Source organism: Deltaproteobacteria bacterium, from assembly GCA_022340465.1.
Lineage (GTDB): Bacteria > Desulfobacterota > Desulfobacteria > Desulfobacterales > B30-G6 > JAJDNW01.
In genome coordinates this window covers 1-23,048 of the sequence record JAJDNW010000093.1, presented here as the reverse complement: position 1 = coordinate 23,048, position 23,048 = coordinate 1, and the positions used below count along the sequence as shown (strand labels likewise).

The window sequence follows — 23,048 nt, the reverse complement described above, 5'->3', positions numbered from 1 at the left end:
TCGTTGGCCGAGGCTTCCGGGTCGTCGAAAATGGCGGCAACTTTTTTCAGATGGGCGGGCCGCAGCAGGTGGGAAACGTCTCTGAAGGCCTCTTCTGCAAGCAGGGTCAGAGCCCGAGGGGCCACCATTATGACCTCGCGGTCTTCGAACGAAGCCGTCGTTACATGGTCCTTACTGACCAGGCGGTACTCGGTTTCATCCTCTCCCAGCGGAAACATTTCCTGATATTGAAATTCGGTCATTTACAAACTCCTTTTTACATTAATTCAGCCTGTTGCAGTCGTTGATGGCCGCGAAGAGCCCGGGGCCGTATCAACGCGGCGCTGCCTTGTTTATGATGTCGGATTTGGTGCCTGGAATTTTATTACCCCTGTTACCGGAGCAGCCAAATATCTCTGGCCTGGCCCAAAAAACCAGGATGTCGATACGTCACATAATTTATGGCTATACCGCTTTTGCGCTCAAGTCAAGGTTGCTGCCGGGTCGGACGCCTGCCGCCTTTTTGCATTACTTAAAATTTTTTTTATGAAAAGTAATTTTTTTATCTTGACATGAGAACCATGGTAATTAACTTGATGCCAAGGAGAGTAAAAGCGGGAATATTCAAAATTGCCAACAACCATCATGCAACACGCAACAGGAGGTAGAGATATGCAACTTGTAAAATGGAATCCCATGAGAGACATGCTGGGGCTGAACGGCCGCTATGACAATATGTTTGACGACTTTTTCAACCCGACCAGGGGCACGCGCCTTTCCAGGGAATGGAACTGGAATCCCAAAGTGGACATATATGAAGAGGATGGCGCCATCGTCGTCAAGGCAGAACTGCCCGGGGTCGAAAAAGACAATATCGTCGTGGACGTGAAGAACGGCATTCTCACCCTCAAAGGGGAACGGGCCTCGGACAAAGAGGTCAAGGAAGACAGTTATTACCGGCGGGAACGCGTTTTCGGCAGTTTCGAGAGGCGTTTCAACCTTCCGGAAAATGTGGATCCCGAAAAAATTACGGCCGACTACAAGGACGGCGTCCTGAAGGTGGGCATCCCCAAACCGGAAGAAGCCTTGCCGAAACAGATCACCGTTCATTAAACAACCAACCGACACCGACGATTCCCTGCCGGCAACGGCGGGGAATCGTCGTCTCGCCCCGAAAAAGCCCGCCTCTGTTGATTTCCGAACAAAACATCCTTATGGTTAGGGGGATACCGGAAAAACATTCCAAATAGCGCCCATGCCCGTCCCTGATATTTTCAAGGCGGCACAAAACCCATCCCTGGATCTACGGGTTAGCCGGGTTTATTGGGTTACGTGGGTTAGCGGGTGCAACGCAACGGACACAACGAACTCAACAAACGCAATGAATACAACGACTCATAATATCGAAGCATATTTATGACAATCGCTTTCGAAACGCTGTGCTGAAGGGGACACCATGCCGGCAGACGTTATTCATATCGAAGAACAGGAAGGGCCTTTTCTGTCCATCTTACAGCGTATCATGCGCATGGTGCCCGAAAAGGACCGCAACGACGGGAACCTTCAACGCCTGATCGCTTTCAGGTTGAGGCTGGACGGCGAAATCGCCACCCGGGAATACCTATTTGAAAAGATCAGGGAAGTCATCCAATGCGCCTACACCGGAACCTTGTACGACTACTTGAAAGACGACCTGAAGGAAAGAGAATGCCTGCCGGAAAATGACGACCCTTCCCCGACGGATCCGCCCGACGTCGCCTGACATATCGGAAGGCTCTTCCGGGAGACGCGTACGTTTGCATCCATCCCCGCCTGAAAACCGCCTTTGAATGGTTACCGAAAAGGATCCGAGGGATCGAGGGGAAAAGGCGCATATCTCACAGCCGACAGCGTGCCATGAGCTATGACCCGTCAGCTACGAGCTCATCTCTGTTAATCCGGATGAATCCGATATATCTTGCCGCAGGCTGTCGCTGCGGCCTTTCGCACGCCGGGCCTAGCGCTTGTTCCTGAATTTGGAAAAAAGATGCGCCACGGCGCTTGTCCTGCCGTGCTTCGTCTTCCACTTCCGGTAACGTTGCATGTAATCCGCCACCACCGTCTCGCCGTCCAGGGAGAGAAACTCGGCATAGGCGAACACGAAGCCGCGCGTGTATACCTCGGCCGGAAGCTGTTCGTAGTCCTCATGCTCCAGGCACGATAGATGTCGGGTCTGAATTCTGGTCGTCATGGCGATGTCATCCAGCCCGATACCCATTTTTTCGCGTATCTGCTTCAACGTCGCCCCGTCGTAGGCTTCGACGCCTTCAACGTATTCGGCCGCGGCCTCGTCACGGATGTGGTGGCTGCCACTGGCGTCGTCCGGACGCTTTTCCTTGTCCAGCGCTTCCATCAAGGTGGCGTAAGCCTGTTCGATCTTGGCAAGAATCACCTGTTTATCGGCATCTGAAAGTTCATCCTCGAGCGCCATCGACGCGATGGAGTCCGACGTGTAGAGCTCTTTCAGATAAAGGTAGGAGCGTTTGATTTCCCCCGGGGAGGCAGTGGGCGAAACCTCCAGAACATCGCAGCACCGTTTATGCGCATCGTCGGCCCTGCTCATATGCGCACCTGTTCGCCACGCAGGAGGTTGCGGGCTATGGCCCCGACCTCCCGGGCACACTTGGATTCCGGATAGGTCTCCATAAAGGGCTGGCGGTTGTTGAGGCTGCTGATGATGAAGTCGTCGATTTCGACAAAACCGACGTAGCGGGCATCCATCCCGAAGTATTTTAGGCAGATGCTTTTAACCGAATTCCCAATGCGCTTTTCCCTCTCGAGCCGGATCTGGTTTAAAACGATATACAGCCTGAAGCCGCAGAGTTCATCGTCGATAATCTGCGCCATGGGCGCGGAAAGGCTCCCCAGATATTCCACGAACTGTTTCAGGTTGGCGACGTTATTGGCCTTCCTTTCCATCCAGGCGGTCATGAACACCTCCCGGTATCCGTTTTCCCCGAAGGTGTTCATCAATTGCCTGAAAAACACCGTTTTGACAAAACCGTACATGTTTTCTATCGCCGTAATTTCAGGAACGATGACCACGATCTTCCTGTCGGCCTGTAAAAATGTGTCAATGGTATTGAAATGCACACCCGCCCCCAGGTCCAGGAGGATGAAGTCTGCTTCCAGCTTCTTGATATGCCTGAAGAATTTCAGTTTCTGTGCGTATTTGATATTTTCTGGGACCATCGAGTGAATGGCCCCGGCCAAAAGCGTCAGGTTGTCGATGCCGCTGTCCACCAGCAGCGATGCCAGCGGCAGGCTGTTTTCAAAAAAATCCGTAAGGGATTTCTCGGGGCGGCTCATCCCCAGAAAGGTGTGCAGGTTTGCGGCGCCCAGGTCCGCATCCACCAGAATCACCCGGCGCCCCCGCCGGGCAAGATAACTCCCCATGGAGCTGATGATAAAGCTCTTGCCGATGCCGCCCTTGCCCCCGCCGATGGCCCAGATTTCCGTCATGAAGCGTTCCCCCGGCGGGTACCGGCAGAATGCCCGCATGCCCGCATGCGGCGTTGACGGCTCTGGTGCGCGTACACCAGGGCGCAGGTCTGCATGGCCCTTTCCGCCGTATCGAAAAACGGGATGCCTGCATTGCAGAAGCGAGCGGCCATGTCCGCGCCGAAGCCGGGTATGCCCACCATGACAAAAGGCTTTCCCGCCCCCTGTTGAACCTCCACCATGCCGTCGGTGTACCGGTTGTTGGTTTCCTCGCTCAAGCCGATGCCGATGACCACGACCATATCCACACCGGGGTCTGCGGCAACCGCACGGACGGCTTCCAAATAGATGTCGATTTCCAGTGACGCCGTCAGGCCCACATCCACCGGGTTGGCGGTGCTCGTCCCGGTCGGCGGTATGAACGCCCCCAGCCTGCTTCTTGTTTCGGCGGACAGGTCGGCCATAAGGAGACCGGCCGCGCTGCACGCTTCCGTTGCGGAAACCGCAAGACCGCCGGGGCCGGAAACGATGGCCACCCGCCTGCCGATGTTTCCCGGCAGCAGAGAAAAACCCATCAACGCATCGACCCAGGCTTCGAATCCGGACACCCGCACCACCCCGGCCTGTTTCGCCGCGGCGGACCAGATCTTTGCGGAACCCGCCAGGGCGCCGGTGTGGGATGCGGCGGCCTGCGCTCCCGCCCGGTTGAGACCCATTTTCCAGATGATCACCGGTTTTTCAAGCGACGCATTGCGGGCCGCGGACAAAAACGCCGGTCCATCCTTGATCCCCTCCACATAAGCCCCGATCACACGGGTGGAGGCGTCCTGGGCCAGATAGTCGATAAAATCAGGGCACGTCAGGTCGCATTCGTTGCCGATACTGGCCACCTTGCTGAAATACACCCCCTTTCCTGAAGCGACGCGCCCCAGGATGTTGGCCAGGGACCCGCTGTGGGAAACAAGGCCGACGTTGCCCGCCTGCCGGGACAGTTCCGGAAAAAAGGAAAGCCCCGAAGCCGGCGCATACAACCCCATGCCGTTGGGCCCTATCAAACGCATGCCCCCGGAACGGGCAATGCGGACCATTTCATGCTGCAGCCGGAGCCCTTCAGGCCCGGTTTCACCGTAGCCCGCCGTAAAGAGCACGGCGCCCTTCACCCCCTTCTTTACGCAATCCTTGACCACCTCGAGGGTGTGACGGCTGGGCGTAAGCACAATGGCCAAGTCCACCGGCTCCCGAATGGAAGCGATGTCGGGGTAGGTCCTCAGGCCGTCGATCTCTTTCGCATGCGGGTTGATCGGATAGATCCTGCCTGGAAACTTCTGGTCCTGCAGCGCCATTAAAAACAGCCTGCCGGTTTTGAGCCCCCTGGGGACTCCCACGACGGCAACGGATCGGGGATGGAAAAGGGCGTCGATTTGACGGGACGTGTCTGTAATGCTTGTCATGGCTGTTTCGCTTTCTACAAATTTGTCGGCGTGGAAAGATGCTTGCACCAACGGATGTTGCGTGCTTCCATGTGCGCGCTCAATGCCTTATCGGCGCGGGGGTCGATCACGTACCGTCACGCGCCACCGTCGGCCGTACCTCCAACATGTTTCCGTCACTTTTCAGACGGACGGCACCGCCCAGATCGGTGCGGTAGATCTGGCTTCCCTGGCGGCGATATCGCCGCAACACGCCCGCGTGCGGAAATTTGAAACGGTTATGCCACCCGGCGGATATCACCACAATCGCGGGATCGACCTGCCTGACGAACGCGCCCGAACTGGATGAACGGCTGCCATGGTGCGGTGCCAGGAGAACCGTACTTTGCAGTGTCCCCGAACCGAGCTCCAACAGTTTATTCTCGCCCTCGACCTCTATGTCACCGGGAAAAAGAAAGGCGTGTTTACCGTAGGTCGCCCTCACGACCAGGGAGTTGTTGTTGACGTTGCGCCACGGTTCCGCAGCCCGGTGCAGCATAAAATCCCTTTCAGGGTAGAGGAACTCCAGACTGACGCCGTTGATGGTGCGGCTTAATGCCGAAGGATCATACCGCGGGTGGTTAACCTGCCGTCGATCGAGGGCATTCGTGAACAGGCGATATCCCTTGCTCCCAACCGGTTCGTTGTTGGTCCACGCCTTTTTCACTTTAAAATGTTCCACGATATAGGTCAACCCATTCAGGTGGTCGGAGTTGGGATGCGACAGGACGACGGCGTCGATGGTCCTGATTTTACGCCGCCAGAGGTAGGGGGCAACGATTCTGGCGCCCACGTCGAATACCGTGTTGTCGGAAAATCCGCCGCCGTCGACCAGGATGTTGTACCCCCTGGGGAGCTCGAGAAGGGCGGCGCTCCCCTGACCGACGTCGAGAATCGTCACCCTCAGGTCCCGACTCAGGTAGCGCTCATGCACCCAGTAGGCCACATCGGCGCTAATCAGAATGCAGGCCGCCAGCACCGCGGCCTGCACCCGCCGCCACTCAGGCGCGCTCTTGAAAGGCTTGTCTTTCCCGGAAGCCAGGGCCACCACACCCCACAACAGCACATAATAGCAGACGATCTCCAGAACGCTGGGGGTGACGGTCTTTACCGCGGCAAAGGGCAGTGCGGCTGAATATTCGATGATCTGCACGGCCGCCGCCAACACGTGGGCGCAGGCCGTCAGGCCCCACACGGCCGCCGGGGGAAAAACCGTGGCCGTCAGAACCGCCAGCAGTCCCACGGGAACCACGATAAACCCGATCAGGGGCACGGCGAGGACATTGACCAGGGGGCCCACCAGGGAGACCTGGTTGAACGTCCGCATTACCAGGGGCAGCGTACCGGCGGTAGCGAACAGCGACACCATGAACAGCGTGACGATGCGCCTGAACAGGCGCGGCAGGAAACCGTCTTGATGCCCCCCCGCCGGCATCAGTCTGGCAAATCCGTAAACAATTGCCAGAACCGCGGCAAAGGAAAGCTGAAAGGAGACGGAAAAAAGCGTCGGCGGGTGGATGGCGATGATGACCAGGGCGGCCACCGCCAGGGTATTGAAAAGGTCCTGATCCCGGTCGGCGATGAAGGTCAACAGGAAAACGGCCACCATGACGACCGCGCGCTGCGTCGAGGGAGACATCCCCGCCACCAGCCCATAGCCCAGGGCCGGCAGAAAGGCCAGGATGGCGGCCGCGGTTTTTACCCGTCCAATCCGCAAAAGCGGTCTGCAGAAAGAGAGAATCCACTTGAACACCAGAAAAGCGGCGCCGGCGACAATGCCGATATGCAAGCCGGAGATAGCCAGCAGATGGCTGGTCCCCGAACGGCTGAAAAGATCCCTCAAGGCCGGCGTCAGCCCGTTGCGGTCGCCGATCAGCAGCGCGTTGAGCAGCGCTTTCACCTGCATTGCCCTTTCGCCCCCTTCGAGGGGCAGCGATGCGATCACGCCGGCAACGCGGCTGCGCAGGCGCCGCAGCGGATGAATCCCGTCCCGTTCAAGACCCCCTGCGGGGACGCGGATTTCACCCCGCCGGGCGTATCCGGTAACCCGGATCCCCTTGAACGCCATGAACCGTTCATAATCGAATCCGCCGGGATTGTTGAAATTGTGGGTAGGCCTTATCTTCGTCTCCAGGATGACCTCATCGCCCTTTTGCGGCAACGCGTCCATCCTGGCCGCCGATATGCGTATGCGGCCTCTCACGGCCTGCACGGCTTCCCCCCTCCCAATGGTCTCGGCCTCGAGGATCAGCCGGGTCCTGCGCCCTGAAACTCTGGGGAGCTCGTCCACAATGCCCGTCAACTCGTACAGTTTTCCGTCGGCAAACCGGCTGATGTGCCGGGCGGAAATCCGGGGGGAAACCCACGGTTGAATCGACAGATATCCAAGCAGGAAAAAAAGAATGATGGGAAAAAAGGCGCTGGATTGCCCCTTTTTCATGATGCGGGCGATCATGACGAAGCCGGCGGCAACCAGCAGGCCGGCTTCCGGCAAATGTCCGGGAAAGGTCGAACCGAGCAGCACACCCGGCAAAAAGGCTGCGGTCAAGGGTATGCATGGACGGTATGGTGCTATATCACTCCTTTTCCCGGTGAATCTCGGCACCCAGAAGGGCAAGTTTCTTTTCAAGAAATTCATAACCGCGGTCAAGATGATACACCCTGCGAACGTCGGTCGTTCCCTCGGCAACCAGACCGGCCAGAACCAGGGACGCGCTGGCCCGAAGATCCGTCGCCATGACCGGGGCGCCGCCCAGACGGGGAACCCCCTTTATCAAAGCGGTATTCCCGGAGATGTTGATGTCGGCGCCCATGCGTTTCAGTTCGCTGACGTGAATGAACCGGTTTTCAAAAATGGTTTCCGAAATGATGCTGAGCCCTTTAGCCATGGACATGAGCACCATGAACTGTGCCTGCATATCGGTCGGGAACCCCGGATACGCGAGGGTTTTGACATCCACGCTCGCAATCCGCTCCGGACCGACGACTCTGATGCGCGAACCTTCCACCGTCACCTCCGCCCCGGTCAGCCGCAACTTATGAATAACCGCCTCGAGGTGGTCGGGCTGGCACGCCTTGATAACCACATCGCCACGGGTCAGGGCCGCCGCGACCATCAGGGTGCCGGTTTCAATCCGGTCCGGAAGAATGCGAACCGATACCGGCTTGAGCTCGGCGACGCCCTTGATCACCATGATTGACGAGCCCGCCCCGGAAATGTCGGCACCCATCTGGTTGAGCACATCCGCCAGGGCCGCCACTTCGGGCTCTCGGGCCGCGTTGCGGAGCACGGTAGTCCCTTCCGCAAGCACCGCCGCCATCATCAGGTTCTCCGTTCCGGTCACCGTGGCTACGTCGAGATAGATCTCATTGCCTGTCAATTGCGGTGCGGTCGCCTCCACATATCCGTGCTTCAGTTCGATGGTCGCACCCAGGCGGGAGAGCCCCTTGAGGTGCAGGTTGATGGGCCTGGCGCCAATGGCGCAACCGCCGGGGAGAGAGACCCGGGCCTTTTTCAGCCGGGCCAGAAGAGGACCCAGCACCAGAATGGATGCGCGCATCTTGCGCACCAGGTCATACGGCGCTTCATGATTGTTGAACCCCGCCGCGTTTATGCGCACCACGTCGCCGTCGGTTTCTATTTCGGCGCCGTGGTTGGAAAGCAAAAGCTTGGTACTCTCGATATCCATCAAGCGGGGCACGTTTTTGTAGGTGTTCCACCCGTCGGTCAACAGCGATGACACCAGAATGGGCAACGCGGCGTTTTTGGCCCCGCTCGCCCGTACCTCGCCCTCAAGCCGCCTCCCGCCTGTGACGACTATTTTGTCCATAAATCCAAACTCTCCGATTTTAAATTAAAAAAGCGCCTCCCTGCAGGCACCTCGCAGGGCAGACGCTTTTTTAAACCCGTTGTCGACAATGAATCAGTGATGGCCGCCCTTCCCCTGGTAAGTGTCGACCACCGCCTTGATGATGCAAAAGGTCATGCCCATGCCGATGATCGACAGCGCATACCACAGGCCCCCGTGGAAAACCAGGTGCACCGTGTCCCAAATCCATTCGAAACTGAAAGGAAACATGTTATCCTCCTATGCCTTGGCAGGAGCCAGTTCGGCTTCCTGAGCTGTCACTGCTTCTTCTTCATCCGTCTCCCCTTCCTGCGCCGCCGGCCCGGTCTCTTCAATGGGGTTGAGCTCGGCCTCCTGGGGAAAAATCGGCATATAACGGTATGATATCATCACCAGAATCACGCCGTAGGCCACGGGCAGGATCGTCGTTGCAATCTCCTGCCAGCTGGGAAAGTACATGTTCCACTTTTCGAAGGAAAGCACGGGAACCGCCAGGACCTGCAGGACCATGACCCAGCGGTTCAGCAAAACGCCGATGCAGGCCAGAATAACGGCCGTCCACAGCATCGCAGGGGTCTTACGGCCTTTTTCCGTTATGAGAATAATGGCCGGGAGCAGTCCGCAGACGCCCACCTCGGCAATCAGAATCCATATGCCGTAAGCGGAACCGGCGTTGTTGGAGTAGAAATCCATCAGCGTAAACCCCATGGAGGGTGCGGTGACATTGGCCCAGTAGATGGTGTCGATGATTTTGGCAATGATATAGGTGAACAGCATCCATCCTGAAATTTTCGCCAGCAGCTCGATCACATTGTCCTTGACCAGCCTTTTGCCGGCGATCTTTTCCGTCAGCTTGGTGATAAAAATGGTGAAACACGGTCCGCATGCCGCCGCCGACCAGGTAAAAAGGAAAAAGGAAAAAGGCCAGATGAGGATGTGCTGCCTGAACCCGAAGGGGCGGCCGAACATGACGCCGGCCACGCCGCCCAGCGAGCCCTGGTGAAAAAAGGAGAGAAAAGCGCCTGTGGCGGCGAACACGGCCATGATTTCGTGCATGTTGTGGCTCAGGTTGTGGAAAAAGGGAACCCTGTCGACCTGACGGTTTTCCAAAATCAGCGGCAGGTATTCGATGCAGAGGACGCCGAAGTAGCAAGACAGGCAAAACGCCACCTCGGTAAGCATGGAGTGCACGTTGGCATGCCAGAAGATGAACCAGCCCCTGAGGGGCTGACCGATGTCGATGGCCAGAATGAGCAGGGCCGAACTGTAGCAGATGAACCCGATCAGGACCGCAAAGTTGATGATGTTCTTCAGTTCATCCTTGCCCACGACATATCTCAGGAAACCGGTGAAAAACGCACCGCCGCCGAGGGCGATAACCCCTAAATCCGCCCAGATCCACAGGGCAAAGCCATAGGCGTTGTTCATGTTGGTCTGGTTGAGTCCCTTGAACCAAACCAGCAGCATGGCAAACACGCCCCACAGCAGCACTGCGCCGACGACAACGATCGCAGCTCCGAACTGCGGCAACGGGCAGCGTTTAACTCCCTTGGGTATTAATGCAGAATCCATACGTTAATTGCTCCTCAATATTGTTGTTCGCCCTTGTATCGTTTTGCCCGGAGAACCGGTTGACGATCGAACGGAGTTAGTGCCCCCCCGACCCCGCCTTTTCATTCTTGACATAATTGTCACCGGCCCTGCGCACCCATTCGCGGCTGGATAGGTAGTACACCTTCGGATTGGTTCCCAGGCGCTCCAGCAGCCTGAAGGCATGCGGATTCCTGGGGCGGCCGCCATGACGGTTGTCCGGTTTGACCAACTGGTGAACGGCGTGCTCAGGGTTGTTCAGGTCACCGAAGGTAATGGCGCCCGCAGGGCATGCCTGGGTGCAGGATGTCTGATATTCATCCTCCTCTATGTCACTGCGCTCTTCATAATAGGCCTTTTCCATGGCGTGCTGGTAGCGGTGATAGCAAAAGCTGCATTTTTCCACCACCCCCCGCATACGCACGGAAACATCCGGGTTGAGCATTTTTTCCATTTCAGCCGGCCAGACCGGGTCCCACCAGTTGAAAACACGGGCATGATAGGGGCAGGCGGCCATGCAGTACCGGCAGCCGAAACAGCGCGTATAAATCTGGCTCACGACGCCGGTATGCATGTCATAATCCGTGGCCGTGGCCGGACAGACCGACACGCAGGGAGAGTGCCCGTGGTGGCCCTCGCAGTGCATGCAGGGCCTGGGAATATAGCACACATCGGTTTCGGGGAACGGCTTTCCGTTGGTTATCTTATAAACGCGCATCCACGCAGAGCCAAGCAGCTTGTCGGATTCATCCTCCCGAAAGGAGACGTTGTTTTCCGCCATGCAGGCAACCATGCAGGTACCGCAGCCGGTACACTTGTCCAGGTCGATCACCATGCCGAATTTTTTGTTTTTCTTTTGCCCATGTGCTTCTTTCATTCGAACCTCATCGTATTATTTAAGCCTTTGCGAGCTTTGCCCTGATTCCCCAAGCTTTATCCATGCCGGATGCCGGGTCCTCCACCGGACCGATAAGCGCGTTGCTGTTTGTGCCTTTGCCGGCCATGTACTTATCATTCGCCGTGTGCCCCAATCCCCTGGGTATGGCCACCACCCCGGGCATGATGCCCTGGAAGGTGTGGACCCTTACCCGGGCTTTCCCCTTGGGGGTGCTCAACACGGCGGGCTTTCCGTCAGCCAGGCCCAGTGACCTGGCGGTTTCCGGATTGATTTCCACGCACGTATCTTTGCCTTTGAGAAGGGTGTCTTCAACGACCTTGATGGCAAAGGGAGGGTCGCTGATGAATCCGGCGGCCAACCGCATGCTGTCGAAAGGCATCAACACCAACGGAAAGGTCGATGCATTCCCCTCGAGGCCCAAAGGAACGTAGCTGGGCATCAGGCCCATCTCCGGGTTCATGAATTCGAACTTCCCCGAAGCCGTCTTGAAGGACTCGCCCCACCCCGGCGGTTCGAAAGACTCGTCCTGCCACAGGCCTTCTTCGCTCAGCGCATCCCACTTGGCCCCCAGGACTTCCTGGAGGCAGGTCTCGTAGTCGTCCCATGGGAAGGCATCGCCGATGCCGCCGCCCAGGGACCGGGCCAGTTGGATAATGACATCACCGACGTGCCGGGTGTCATGCAGCGGTTGTACGACCGGCTGGGCCAGGCCGACCATGGGACGCTGCAGGCCGGCGGTTATGGGTACGTCCTCATAGCGCTCCAGATAGACGTGGTTGGGCAGGACAAGATCGGCCTGCATGGCGGTTTCGTCCATGTAGGAAGAAAAACTTACCACAAACGGGATGTTGTCCACCGCCTTTTTGAAACCGTCGGCATCCGGTGTCGTATAAACCGGATTTGCCCCCGAAACCAGCAGGACATTCACCGGATACGCTTCGGCCGCCGCAACCCCTGCGGCAAACCGGTTGAGCAGCGAGGCCGCCATGGGAAACTTGTCGCTTCCCGCCCCGTCGACCCTGTTTTTCACCATACCGTTTTGAGCGGTGCCGTCCATCTCCATGTCGGGCCATTGGGCGTACGCCGGCGGAGGCACGGCAACGACCCCACCCTCCTTGTTGATGTTGCCCGAAAGCGCATTGATGGTGTGAACGGCCATGGCTTCCGACAGGCTGCCCGGCGTGTCCCCCCTGCCGCGCCCGCAGAGCGCCAACGGTTTGCCGGCGGTGGCAAACTCCCTGGCCACCCGGACGATCGTCATCTTGTCGACGCCGGTAATGGACGCCACCTTCTCAGGGGAATACTCGTCGAGCACCACTTCCTTCCAGCCGACGAACCCTTCGGTATAATTTTCGACAAAATCGCTGTCGAAAAGCGATTCTTTTATCATGATATGGGCAATACCCAAAGCCAGCGCCGCTTCGGTGCCCGGATTTATCGGAATCCAACGGTCGGATTTTGCCGCCGTGTTGGAAAGGCGTGATTCGATCTGGACGACCTTGGCCCCGCTTTCCCGCCAGGCGCTGTTGGCCCTGAACATGCGCACGGGAGACCCCCACCCTTCAATGAGGCCGCTGCCGAAACTCAAAATGTAGTCGGCGTTTTCGAGGTCGAAACCGGCTTCCGCCTCCACACCGTGCATCACCTGCAGCACCATCGCCCGCGTGTCGCCTGCCGACGGTGTCGTCATCATGTTGGGGGAGCCGTATACGGTCATGAAACGTTTGAAAAGCGTGGAAACCGTTCCGTATCTGCCGTCGACGATGCCGGCCACCGTATGAGACTGACCGTCGTTCCGCAACTTCGCCAGCTTTTGGGCCAGGCCGGCAAGGGCCTCGTCCCATGAAATTTTTTCCCAGCGCCCCTCGCCCCGTTTGCCCACGCGTTTCATGGGGGCCCTTACCCGGGTTGCACCGTAAAGAAGCTGCAGGCCGGACAGCCCCAGCGCACAGGCACCCCCTTCGTTGACAGGGTGCCCCTCCAGCCCCTCGATTTTCACGGCCCGGTCGCCCACCATGCGGACCATCAGCCCGCACCCGCCCGGGCACAGCGTACAGGAAGTGCGCGCGTAACTGTTTTCGCCCTTTGCCGGAACCGGTGTCCAGGGCCAGTTCTGTGACCAGATGGAACTGTCGTCCGTCAATTTCCACGGCAGCGGTGTGAGTGCCGTACCGGCCGCACCGCCGATCGCAAACGCCAAAAAACTTCGTCTGTCAATCTTCATATAGTTTCCCCTAACCTGAAAAAGGAATTTGTTTGCTTATATGGACCGCGGGTGGTTCTCGTAACACCTTATTTATGGCACACGAAGCAGCCGCCCTTTTGGGTCTGCACACTGCCCTGGTTTACATTCTCCCTGACATGACACTTGGAGCAGTCGTCCATCTTCATACGCTCCCAGGGGTTTTGGGCCAGGCCGGCAATGTTCCTGCCCCAAATATCCCGGCTGTAGCCGGTGATGCGGTTTTCCTCATAAATCCGCGATTGTACCGACTCGCCGATATGTCCGTGGCACTCGACACACGTCATTTTGCCGGCAATCACGTGGGGTGCATGGGAAAAATAAACGCAGTCCGGCTGCCGTGCATAGACAAGCCAGGGCACTTCGCGTTCCGGGATTACGTACTCGGTGACAAATTTTTCCTCTTCAGCGCTGGCACCGATGACATCTTCGTGGCACTCCATACAGGTCGCTAGGTTCGGGATGCCCGAAAAACGCCCATCTTCCCTGAAATAGTGGCAGCTTTCACACTCCCCACCGACCTCTTCCACATGCAGGGCATGATTGAAATCGACGGGCTGACGTTTTTGAGAGTACAGCAGCTTTGGAAAGATGCCCCATCCGATGATGAGGCTGGCGGCGAAACCGATGATGAAGAAGAGGATAATGGGAGCGGCGGGACTTTCGGTCTCCTTATCGGAAACCGCATGTTTCTGATCTTCTAGTGTGCTCATGAAAACTCCGTCAAGCTATGGTTCGTTTTACCTGGCGAAAAAAACAAACAGGTCCAAAAAAACCGAACAACCCGGCATGGTTGGAAATAACCGCCCGGCTGTCTTTTCCTCAAGGTTGCAACACAGAGGTTTTGCTGGTAAAAATACGATAACAGGCGAAAATTACCTGCGAATTTGTACATGTAGTTCCCTTTCTTGTCAAGGGAAAATCAGTTCTTCATGGCGGGAGTTACCACGATTACAGTGGCTTTTGAATCTATCAGGTAACGCTTTGCCAGGGCCGCCTCCTCCATCAGATTGATGGAGGCATAGTCCTCCTCGATGGTGCGGCTCCAGGCCAGCTGAAGGGGATGTTTCGACGCCCCCGTCAACACGGTACTCAACCAGTAGCCGTTTCTATTGCGCATATCCCGAATGCGGTTGAGGGTCGGTTCCAGCGCCCTGTGGAGCTCGTCTTCCGAGACCCCCTGTTCGGCAATGCCCGAGGCAATTTTCCTGATTTCGTCCACGACACGGTCCACCTTTTTAGGATCGGTTTCAACCACGGCGGCCAGGTAGCCGTACCCCTTGTATGCCCGGCTGCCCCTGTTGTAAGCATACGGCGAGTAGGACTCCCCGAGCTTCTCGCGGATATTGGTTCGCAACCTCTCCGAAAAAAGGTCTGCCAGCACGGCCAGCCGTCTGGTCCGGGAAATGTTCCACATGTCATCCGTGGGATAGGCCACCAATACGAGGGCGTTGGGATTCTCGGTCTGCAGCTCTATCCTGAGTTCCTTGCCCGCAGGAAACACGGGTCCTTCCGCCATGCCGGTATTCGTTGCACCAAGACGCGGGTCGAGGGTGCCGAAATAACGTCCGGCAAGATCGATGACCCGGTCTGTCTCGAAATCGCCCACTACGGAAAGCTCGAGGGGTTCCTCCTTCAACGCCTTCCCCACCCAGGCGTGCACCTGGTCCAGGGTCAGCCGGCTGAAGTCCTCATAGGGCGGCAGGCCGAAACGGCCGTCCCCCCCGGCGAGAAACCGCCACCCTTGGAGGGTCATGGCCCCGTCCACGGTGTGGGCCAACTCCTTGTACCTCTGCTCGAAGCGTTTGTCGGCAAGGGCGAAAGCGTCTTTCCTGAAACCCGGGTCCTGCAGCTGGGCATACATGAGTGCGAACATCAGCTCCAACTCATCCGGTACGGTGTGGCACTGCAGCATGAACCGGGATGCATCGAAATTGAAAACCATGGATGTATTCTTTCCGGCCAGGGCCGCATCCAGGTCGGCCTTGTCCAGATGCCCGAACCCGCTTTCGGCAATGACCTCCGTGCTCAATTCCGCCAGTCCGGGCAACGCCTCAGGCTCCTCCGACCGGCCTTTGCCGAAGGACAGATTCGCCAAAATTTCATTGTCCTTAAAGTCGGTCTTTTTCAGATTGAGCCGAAAGCCGTTTGCAAATTCCACTTGCACAATCCCCAGATCCTCGATGCTGGTGCGGCTTTTTATGCCCCCCTCTTTCACAGGGGGCGACAGATAGGGAAAGGTCACCGCCCCCCTGTCCGCCGGCGGGCTCACCGCCACCTGTTGGCTGCGATTGTAAGCCGCTGCGATCAGTTGCCGGGGGGCTTCCTGCCCGCCCGCGAGGTCGGCGTTGCCCGTCACCATAACCAACCGCTGGTCGGGCGACCACCCCTTTCTGAAGGCTGCGTTGACATCCGGCAGCTTCACGGTTTGGATGTAGGCCCCCAGCAGCGCCTGATCCTGATCCGGCGACCGCGGCACCCGGTCGGCATTCAGGGTGCGAATCAGCTGCCTTGCCAGCACCTTGCTCTCGCGCGTGTCCTTTTTCTGGACGGCCACGGAAAGCTCGGCTAACAACTCCTTTTTCACCCGTGCCAGTTCCGCGTCGGTAAACCCGAATTCCAGGGCTTTGCGGAGGGTCTGATCCAGGTAGGCGAGCAGCTTTTCCCACGCTTCCGGCTCACCCTCCGCCGACAGCATGGCGTACTGAACATGATTCAAAAACAGGCCCGATCCGACGACGGCATCGGTCCCCGGCACCCCGGGACGACCCATCTCTGCATCCAGCCGGTTCTGAACGATCCGGTCGGCCATGTTGCTCAGCAGTTGCTCCTTCTGCAGCGCCTTGCTGTCCGGAACCGGATCCTTTCCGGTCAAGACCTCGATGGTGACGGTCGTGCTGCCGGCCTCTTTTTCATAATGGTTGAATGTCTCCACGCCCTCGTGATCGACGCGCCCGAAATCCACCGGTTCCCCGGCCGCTCCCCTGGCCTCGAGGCCGTTGAACCGCTGCTCCACCAGCGAGGCCGCCAAGTCGACGTCAAAATCACCCACCGCCACCAGGATCATTTTTTCCGGCCGGTACCAGGCATCGTAGTACCCCCGCAAAAGGTTACTGTCCGCCCCGTTCAGAACGGCTTCCGTTCCGATAGGCGGCCGGTGGGAGACCCGGGCCTCGGGAAGTTCGAATTTGAGGGATTCGATAAACGTACGGTACCCGGCCGAATCACGGCTTCTTTTTTCAGACAGAATGACGTTGCGCTCCCGATCCACCTCGGACTGGAGCAGCAGGGCCCCCCCCGCATAATCGTGCATGACGAGCAGTCCCTTTTCCAGACTTTCCCTGTCTCCGGAAGGCAGGAAAATGTCGTAGACAGTTTCCAGATAACCCGTGTGGGCATTGGCGTCCGCGCCGAACGCCATCCCGATGCTTTGAAAATATTTTACCAGTTCACCGGGTTTAAAGTGTTCGGATCCGTTGAAGACCATGTGCTCGAGAAAATGGGCCACCCCCTGCTGGTCGTCGGTTTCCTGCATGGATCCCACCTGAACGTCCAAATGCATGCTCACCCTTCCCGCGGGATTGTGGTTGTGCATCAAGACGAAACGGAACCCGTTGTCCAATTTTCCGAAATAAAGGTCGGGATCGGGAGCCAGGTCGCTCTTTTCGTGAGGCCAGGCAGGCGCGGCGGATCTACCGGTTTCGGTGGTTTTTGCGACACTGCCGGGGTGGCGGACGCAGCTACCGAGCAGCAGAAGCATGAAGCCGGCGATAACGGCAGCTCTCAGGATGTGGTCTATCCCCCGGGTGTATGTCGATCTGGATCCAATCATTTGAACGACCTCCTTTACATAAAGAATCTCGGCAACCGGACATCGGATTGAACACTCCCCGCAGCAAGCGTAAGGGGAATCTTCACCGTAAGGAATTCTATCAATTATGATTCGCTCGCTTACCCTGCAGCAAGCTGCAGGGAATGCGCTCGCTATCTCGGTTCAAAAAGGTGCCAACACTCAATATATATCCGATCGCCGATTTTTCAAACACCGACGTTGACATCCTTTGCGTCCGGCGTCTATAACACGCCCCAACGTTGTCCTTAGCTGAGCGGTCACCCCCTGCCGATCGCCAATAACGCGACCGCCGCATGACGGAACCGTAACAAAAAACCCAAGTTGGGCGTTTCAAATTTTAAGAATGATCGATTACAAAAACCACCTGAACGCTTCGCAATACGAAGCCGTCAAATTCGACCAGGGCCCTCTGCTGGTTATCGCCGGAGCCGGCAGCGGCAAAACCAGAACGCTGACCTACCGGGTGGCGCGACTCGTGGAAGAAGGCGTGCCGCCGCGAGCCATACTGCTGCTGACCTTCACCCGCAAGGCCTCCCAGGAAATGCTGCAGCGGGCGGCCATGCTGCTGGACGACCGTTGCGAAAATGTCGCCGGAGGCACGTTTCATTCCTTTGCCAACACCATGCTGCGCCGGTATGCGGCCCATTTGGGCTATGAGCGGCACTTTACCATCATCGACCGCGCCGACATGGAAAACCTGATCGTCATGCTCAGGAAGGAGATGGGACTGGGGGAAAAGGACCGCTCCTTTCCCAAAAAAAACACCCTGGCCAGCCTGTTCAGCCGGAGCGTCAACAAAGTGGCGTCATTAGAGGACGTCATCTACGACGACGCCCCCCATTTTTCGATCCACATGGAAGCGCTGACGCAGCTCTACGCCGCCTACGACACCCATAAGAACCGCCATAACCTGATGGACTACGACGATCTTCTGATAAATTTTCGCAAATTGCTGAATGATTTTCCGGACATCCGGCAACAGATTTCATCGGCTTTTCAATTCGTAATGGTGGACGAATACCAGGATACCAATCAGATTCAGGCGGACATTGTCTATCTCCTGACAGGCGGCAGCGGCAACATCATGGTGGTCGGTGACGACTCCCAGAGCATCTATGCTTTCAGGGGAGCCGAAGTCAGGAACATTCTTTCCTTTCCGGATCGCTTCCCCGGAACCACCATCATCCGTCTCGAGGAAAACTACAGAAGCGTGCAGCCCATCCTGCATTTGACCAACCAGATCATCGACCAGGCGGCTCTGAAGTACACCAAGACCCTTTTTTCCAGGAAAAAAAGCGAGCGCCTTCCGTGTCTGGTGATTACCTCCGATGAAAACTGTCAGTCGCGCTTCATCATCGACAAAATCAGGGGGCTTTCCCTCGAAGGCGTGCGCCTCAACCAAATAGCCGTCCTTTTCAGGGCGGGATTTCACTCGTTCGACCTCGAAATCGAGTTGGGCCGGGAAGGCATCCCCTTTGTCAAGGTCGGCGGTTTTAAATTCATGGATTCGGCCCACATCAAGGATGTGCTGGCCCACCTCAAGGTTATTCACAATCCCGAGGACAATGTCAGCTGGCAACGCATCCTGCTGCTGCTGGAGAAAGTCGGACCCAAGGGCGCGGCCCGGCTTTTCAGGGACCTTCGGGCGACAGGCCGTGGGCACAGAGGCCTGGAACACCTCAAATTGAAACCCGCCCTGGCGAATTCGGTCGAAGGGTTGAAATCCCTTTTTGCGGCCCTGAAGCCGGAATCGATGCCCATTGCCGCGCTGGGTGAAAGCGTCGTAAACTACTATCTCCCCATTTTAAGAAAGCGTTTCGACGATCACCCCAGGCGTGAAAAAGACCTGGAGCAGCTTTTGTCCATCATGGAGCGTTACGTCGACCTGGAGACGTTCCTGGCCGACATGGCCATCGAACCTCCCAGCACAAGCATGGAGGGTACCTTTGCCACCGATCATTCCAAGGATGAAAGCCGCCTGACGCTTTCGACGATTCACTCCGCCAAAGGATTGGAATGGCATACGGTGTTCATCATCTGGGCCATGGACGGTAGGTTCCCCGCCCTGCGGTCGCTGCACAAGGAGGATGTCGTCGAAGAGGAGCTGCGGCTGATGTACGTGGCGGCCACCCGGGCCGAAGAGCACCTTTTCTTCACCTGCCCGGGACAGGCGTACGACCGGGCCACGGGCATGCTTCTTAACCGGCCATCGCGATTTTTAGAACAAATTACTGAGGAGGCATTAGATACTCAGTACATCTTCTAATAAATTATGCCGCAGGCCGTCACGTAATCAATCTGCCGTCAGACGTCGCCCGCCGGCAGATTGATTACTCGGAGAAGTATTCTGCGGTATATACCTCCACGCTGGTTTCGGTGCTTTTCCAGCAGTCCCCCCGCATGCCCCCCTTCTCGCACAAATGCCTCAGGAACATCTCTTTGTCGGGCAACTGCTCCCAAACCTGCGGGAGGAAGGTCGATCGGTGCCATCCCCGGGAAAGAATGACACCGTGCACACCGGGCTCGAGCTGCCTTTTCAGGTCTTCGCCGTCCTTGAATGCCAGTGCCACGGGTTGGGAGAGAACACTGATTTCGATGTCAGTGGCGGCCAGTTCTTCAATGGTGAGCGGTGAAAACCTGGGATCCCTGAAAGCGGCGCTGGCGGCATTGTCGGAAACATTGTCAATCAGCGGGTGGTCGGGTTCTATGATGCCGATACAGCCCCGCAGCTCCCCGTGCTGGTGCAGGGTCACAAAACAGCCGCGTTTTTCAAATACCGCCGGGGAAAGCGAAGCGGGTCTTGGCAGGGCATCTCCGCTCCCCAACGCAGCGGCAATCTCGTTGCGGGCCATCCTCAGAAGATATTCGCGATCGGATGATGTCAACTCCGCCATGGAATTCGGTTTCTCACCATTGTTTACATTCGAAACGCTCAACTCAGGTTATAGAAAAGCCATCCAGATGTACACTCCCAGCGTCAACCAGGCCAAAAAACAAATGATGTAGCTCATCCAGTCGATTCTGCGTGTGGCCATCCCGTGTTTGTCGATCAGACCGACCTTGTTCTTGCAGGAAGGGCATATTTTGGCCTTCAGCGGAATATGGGTGTAGCAATGGGGGCACTTTTTGCTGACCGGAGCTACTTTTTTGACCCGGAAATCATCCAAAAATTTCATATGTCCGCCTCATCTCAATGCTTAAAGATAATTTGCCCTCATCGTTGTAGCATCGTCGATCTTGATGCATGGATGGTTTATCGAAGCCTTGTGCATTACTCCCGGCCCTGCCGCGTCTATTCGATAACACCTTCCTTAATGGAAATTTCACTGTTTTCCTTTACATACGCAAGCCACTCATTGAAAACCCGTGATTGCTTTCTTCTCAGGAGAGACGTCTTGATATCGTCTTTTTCTTTATCAAATCCGGCGGCATCAGGCAACTTCCTATTTTTGAGGCGGATGACATAAAAGCCCTTGGCGCCCTTGAAAACCTTTTCCGGCAGCGGGTTGTTCTGGGTAAGCATGAAGGCAGCGTTCGAAATGTCGTTCTCATACCCCATTCCCGGAATGGACGCGTCGCGCTCGAAAAAACCGGTCGATTTGAAAGCCGCCTGGGCGGCCGTGTCCCCACCCGGTTCGTTTTTGAGGGCCGCCAGCAATTTTTCGGCATCCGCTTCCGCCATGGCTCCCTGCTTCTCCTTCTTCAGGTCGGCGGCGACCTGGGCTTTCACCGCTTCGAGTTCGGGGATCTTGCCCGGAACGGTTTCCGTAACCTGCAGGATGTAGTAGCCGTCCGAGAAATCCTGAATTTCGCTAATCTGATCGGGTTCCAGCCCAAAGGCGGCATTGATGAATTTGGTGCGATCCGCCACGCCCTCCAGGCCGTCGCCTTTCCGGCTGAAGCGGCCGGTCTTTATGACCTTCAGCCCCGTTTCCCGGGTGGTTTCGGCAAGGTTGTCCCCTTCCAGCGTCTGGTCGTAAAAGGACTCCGCCGCATCGTAGGCCAGGGCCTTGGCCTTTTCACCCAAAAGTTTGTCGCGAATACGGCCTTTGGCTTCCTGAAGGGATTGTGTGGATGCTTCATTTACCTTTTCTACCTTGATCAGGTGCCACCCGAAACGCGTTCTGACCGGTTCACTCACCTCGCCCGCTTGCATGGAAAACGCTTTTTCCGCAAAAGGCGCCACCATGTCCTCTTTTTTGAAGGTCCCCAGATAGCCCCCGTTGTTTTTGGAGGGCCCTTCCGAATACTGAGCGGCAAGCTCGGCAAAATCCTTGCCGGCTTTGACCATGTCCAGGATTTCGACGGCCCGGGTGCGGGCCTTCTCGACCGCTTCCTCGGGAGCATCGGCGGCCACCTTGATGAGAATATGGCGCGCCTCGACGGTTTTGGGCGTTTCGAACTCGGAGCGATTGGCGTTGTAATACTCCCCGATCTCCTCGTCCGTCACCGTCACGGAATCTTTGTACTGATCCGGATCGAAGCGGAGGTACTGGACATCGATCATGGGGTCGGTTTTATAGGTGCTTTTGTGCTTGTCGAAATAGGCTTCAATCTCTTCCGGCGATGTCTCCACACCCGCATAGGTATCGGGGGCGAACAGGACATATTCAATGTCGACGGCGGCCTTCTGCCACTGATAATAGGTCAGGGCCTCCCCATCGGAAACCTGAACATTGCTGCTGATATACGCCCGCAGCTTGCTTGTCAGAAGACTGTTGCGCTGCATTTTTTCGAACCCTTCGGGCGTCAGTCGATTATAATCCAAGACCCGCTGGTACAGGCGTGGGTCGAACCGGCCATCGGTCTGAAACGCGCGCATGCTCGTAATGGAATCCACGGTTTCTTCGTCGGTGACCCTCAGTTTCAGTTTGTCGGCTTCCTGCACCATCAGTTTCTGGTCGATCAACTGGTCCAGGGCCTGCTTGTCCAGATGCAGCATTTTCACCATATCTTCGTTCAAATTGTTGCCGAATCGCTGTCGCATCTGCTCCATCATCGCGTTGTAAGCCTGGTTGTACGCTTCGGCACCGATAGCCTCGCCGTTCACACTCGCGATGAGGCTGGCCTTGCGGCTACGGAAGCTGCCCACCCCCCAAAACACAAAAACGATGACGATCGCCCCCAACACAATTTTGATCAACCAGCTCGTTGCATGTTTGCGCATCAAACCCAGCATTAACGTTCACCTCAATTAAAAATTAAATTTATTCAGATAGTTAAAATATAAAGGCGCGCAGCCCGCACGGTTTTTTTTGCTTTTTCCGCATGCGCCGCCGCACCGGAACCGTTCTGAAAGCCACCTTTCCCCTTCCATTTAAACAGTTGAATTTATTTTTTCGTTTGGTTTTTGTCAACATCTCAATGAAATCTCTGCGGCAAGCCGCAAAGCGGTGTCATTGTTAAATAGGGATTGACAGCTAAAATTCTTTTTGCTACTTTACGGATTCTTCACGGGGCTGTAGCTCAGCTGGGAGAGCGCATGACTGGCAGTCATGAGGTCAGGGGTTCGATCCCCCTCAGCTCCACCAACAGTGCCAAATAAATTGGGGGCTTCTTTGAAACCCCCTTTTTTATTTGACACTAGGTTGCATCCTTCTTCAGGACGGGTCCGCTTGCCAAAGCGGCCCCGCCTTTTTTTCTATCCCACTAGTTTCCGCACGAGATCGGCACATTCCTGCGCCGACAT

18 protein-coding genes and 1 tRNA gene are annotated in these 23,048 nt (G+C 56.8%); 4 read left to right on the top strand and 15 right to left on the bottom strand.

The features are described 5' to 3' along the window. The coding region (locus LJE94_14025) for a fumarate hydratase (GenBank protein ID MCG6911225.1) at positions 1–242 on the bottom strand (242 nt) is incomplete at its 3' end. A gap of 409 nt (positions 243–651) precedes the next feature. Between LJE94_14025 and LJE94_14020 the strand changes: the two genes are divergently transcribed. Further along, entirely contained in the window at positions 652–1,092 is a 441-nt protein-coding gene (locus tag LJE94_14020) for an Hsp20/alpha crystallin family protein (GenBank protein MCG6911224.1), read from the top strand. 343 nt (positions 1,093–1,435) lie between these two features. Continuing rightward, a complete protein-coding gene (locus LJE94_14015; GenBank protein ID MCG6911223.1) occupies positions 1,436–1,741 on the top strand; it encodes a hypothetical protein in 306 nt (101 codons plus the stop codon). A gap of 234 nt (positions 1,742–1,975) precedes the next feature. Here the strand turns inward: LJE94_14015 and LJE94_14010 are convergent, their stop codons facing one another. From LJE94_14010 to LJE94_13960, 11 genes are all read right to left on the bottom strand, one after another. Then, complete coding sequence (locus tag LJE94_14010) at positions 1,976–2,581, bottom strand: helix-turn-helix domain-containing protein (GenBank protein MCG6911222.1); 606 nt, start codon at positions 2,579–2,581, stop codon at positions 1,976–1,978. Next, on the bottom strand, positions 2,578–3,480 hold the full coding sequence (locus LJE94_14005) for a P-loop NTPase (GenBank protein ID MCG6911221.1): 903 nt from the start codon (positions 3,478–3,480) through the stop codon (positions 2,578–2,580). The genes LJE94_14010 and LJE94_14005 overlap by 4 nt, the downstream gene beginning before the upstream one ends. Next, positions 3,477–4,910 (bottom strand): acetate--CoA ligase family protein, encoded by a 1,434-nt coding sequence (locus LJE94_14000; protein ID MCG6911220.1) that lies wholly within the window; start codon positions 4,908–4,910, stop codon positions 3,477–3,479. The genes LJE94_14005 and LJE94_14000 overlap by 4 nt, the downstream gene beginning before the upstream one ends. A gap of 106 nt (positions 4,911–5,016) precedes the next feature. Beyond that, positions 5,017–7,476 (bottom strand): DNA internalization-related competence protein ComEC/Rec2, encoded by a 2,460-nt coding sequence (locus tag LJE94_13995; GenBank protein ID MCG6911219.1) that lies wholly within the window; start codon positions 7,474–7,476, stop codon positions 5,017–5,019. Between the two features lie 28 nt (positions 7,477–7,504). After that, entirely contained in the window at positions 7,505–8,758 is a 1,254-nt protein-coding gene (gene murA, locus LJE94_13990) for a UDP-N-acetylglucosamine 1-carboxyvinyltransferase (protein ID MCG6911218.1), read from the bottom strand. A 93-nt stretch (positions 8,759–8,851) separates the two neighbouring features. Beyond that, positions 8,852–9,007 (bottom strand): hypothetical protein, encoded by a 156-nt coding sequence (locus LJE94_13985; protein MCG6911217.1) that lies wholly within the window; start codon positions 9,005–9,007, stop codon positions 8,852–8,854. Between the two features lie 9 nt (positions 9,008–9,016). Next, positions 9,017–10,348, bottom strand: a complete 1,332-nt coding sequence (nrfD, locus tag LJE94_13980; protein MCG6911216.1) for a polysulfide reductase NrfD — start codon at positions 10,346–10,348, stop codon at positions 9,017–9,019. A 76-nt stretch (positions 10,349–10,424) separates the two neighbouring features. Beyond that, entirely contained in the window at positions 10,425–11,243 is an 819-nt protein-coding gene (locus tag LJE94_13975; protein MCG6911215.1) for a 4Fe-4S dicluster domain-containing protein, read from the bottom strand. Between the two features lie 19 nt (positions 11,244–11,262). Next, positions 11,263–13,488: a molybdopterin-dependent oxidoreductase gene (locus LJE94_13970; GenBank protein ID MCG6911214.1), complete on the bottom strand. Its 2,226-nt coding sequence runs from the start codon at positions 13,486–13,488 to the stop codon at positions 11,263–11,265. 68 nt (positions 13,489–13,556) lie between these two features. Next, complete coding sequence (locus LJE94_13965; protein ID MCG6911213.1) at positions 13,557–14,219, bottom strand: cytochrome c family protein; 663 nt, start codon at positions 14,217–14,219, stop codon at positions 13,557–13,559. A 209-nt stretch (positions 14,220–14,428) separates the two neighbouring features. Then, positions 14,429–17,338: an insulinase family protein gene (locus tag LJE94_13960; GenBank protein ID MCG6911212.1), complete on the bottom strand. Its 2,910-nt coding sequence runs from the start codon at positions 17,336–17,338 to the stop codon at positions 14,429–14,431. Between the two features lie 364 nt (positions 17,339–17,702). Between LJE94_13960 and LJE94_13955 the strand changes: the two genes are divergently transcribed. Further along, positions 17,703–19,625 carry an ATP-dependent helicase gene (locus LJE94_13955; GenBank protein MCG6911211.1) on the top strand — a complete coding sequence of 641 codons (1,923 nt, stop codon included), beginning with the start codon at positions 17,703–17,705 and terminating at the stop codon, positions 19,623–19,625. Between the two features lie 64 nt (positions 19,626–19,689). Here the strand turns inward: LJE94_13955 and amrA are convergent, their stop codons facing one another. The 3 genes from amrA to LJE94_13940 form a co-directional block, all read right to left on the bottom strand. Continuing rightward, complete coding sequence (amrA, locus tag LJE94_13950; protein MCG6911210.1) at positions 19,690–20,253, bottom strand: AmmeMemoRadiSam system protein A; 564 nt, start codon at positions 20,251–20,253, stop codon at positions 19,690–19,692. A gap of 48 nt (positions 20,254–20,301) precedes the next feature. Then, positions 20,302–20,535 (bottom strand): hypothetical protein, encoded by a 234-nt coding sequence (locus LJE94_13945; GenBank protein ID MCG6911209.1) that lies wholly within the window; start codon positions 20,533–20,535, stop codon positions 20,302–20,304. A 116-nt stretch (positions 20,536–20,651) separates the two neighbouring features. Beyond that, on the bottom strand, positions 20,652–22,538 hold the full coding sequence (locus tag LJE94_13940; protein ID MCG6911208.1) for a SurA N-terminal domain-containing protein: 1,887 nt from the start codon (positions 22,536–22,538) through the stop codon (positions 20,652–20,654). A gap of 276 nt (positions 22,539–22,814) precedes the next feature. Here LJE94_13940 and LJE94_13935 point away from each other — a divergent pair. Then, positions 22,815–22,890 (top strand) — tRNA-Ala (locus LJE94_13935). Positions 22,891–23,048: the final 158 nt, after the last annotated feature.

Bases quoted from the DNA above. Each gene is read 5' to 3' on its own strand.
- amrA (MCG6911210.1), bottom strand. From the start codon at position 20,253: ATGGCGGAGTTGACATCATCCGATCGCGAATATCTTCTGAGGATGGCC.
- murA (MCG6911218.1), bottom strand. From the start codon at position 8,758: ATGGACAAAATAGTCGTCACAGGCGGGAGGCGGCTTGAGGGCGAGGTA.
- LJE94_13955 (MCG6911211.1), top strand. From the start codon at position 17,703: ATGATCGATTACAAAAACCACCTGAACGCTTCGCAATACGAAGCCGTC.
- LJE94_13940 (MCG6911208.1), bottom strand. From the start codon at position 22,538: ATGCTGGGTTTGATGCGCAAACATGCAACGAGCTGGTTGATCAAAATT.
- LJE94_14005 (MCG6911221.1), bottom strand. From the start codon at position 3,480: ATGACGGAAATCTGGGCCATCGGCGGGGGCAAGGGCGGCATCGGCAAG.
- LJE94_14010 (MCG6911222.1), bottom strand. From the start codon at position 2,581: ATGAGCAGGGCCGACGATGCGCATAAACGGTGCTGCGATGTTCTGGAG.
- LJE94_14015 (MCG6911223.1), top strand. From the start codon at position 1,436: ATGCCGGCAGACGTTATTCATATCGAAGAACAGGAAGGGCCTTTTCTG.
- LJE94_13975 (MCG6911215.1), bottom strand. From the start codon at position 11,243: ATGAAAGAAGCACATGGGCAAAAGAAAAACAAAAAATTCGGCATGGTG.
- LJE94_13965 (MCG6911213.1), bottom strand. From the start codon at position 14,219: ATGAGCACACTAGAAGATCAGAAACATGCGGTTTCCGATAAGGAGACC.
- LJE94_14020 (MCG6911224.1), top strand. From the start codon at position 652: ATGCAACTTGTAAAATGGAATCCCATGAGAGACATGCTGGGGCTGAAC.
- nrfD (MCG6911216.1), bottom strand. From the start codon at position 10,348: ATGGATTCTGCATTAATACCCAAGGGAGTTAAACGCTGCCCGTTGCCG.
- LJE94_13960 (MCG6911212.1), bottom strand. From the start codon at position 17,338: ATGATTGGATCCAGATCGACATACACCCGGGGGATAGACCACATCCTG.
- LJE94_13945 (MCG6911209.1), bottom strand. From the start codon at position 20,535: ATGAAATTTTTGGATGATTTCCGGGTCAAAAAAGTAGCTCCGGTCAGC.
- LJE94_13970 (MCG6911214.1), bottom strand. From the start codon at position 13,488: ATGAAGATTGACAGACGAAGTTTTTTGGCGTTTGCGATCGGCGGTGCG.
- LJE94_14000 (MCG6911220.1), bottom strand. From the start codon at position 4,910: ATGACAAGCATTACAGACACGTCCCGTCAAATCGACGCCCTTTTCCAT.
- LJE94_13985 (MCG6911217.1), bottom strand. From the start codon at position 9,007: ATGTTTCCTTTCAGTTTCGAATGGATTTGGGACACGGTGCACCTGGTT.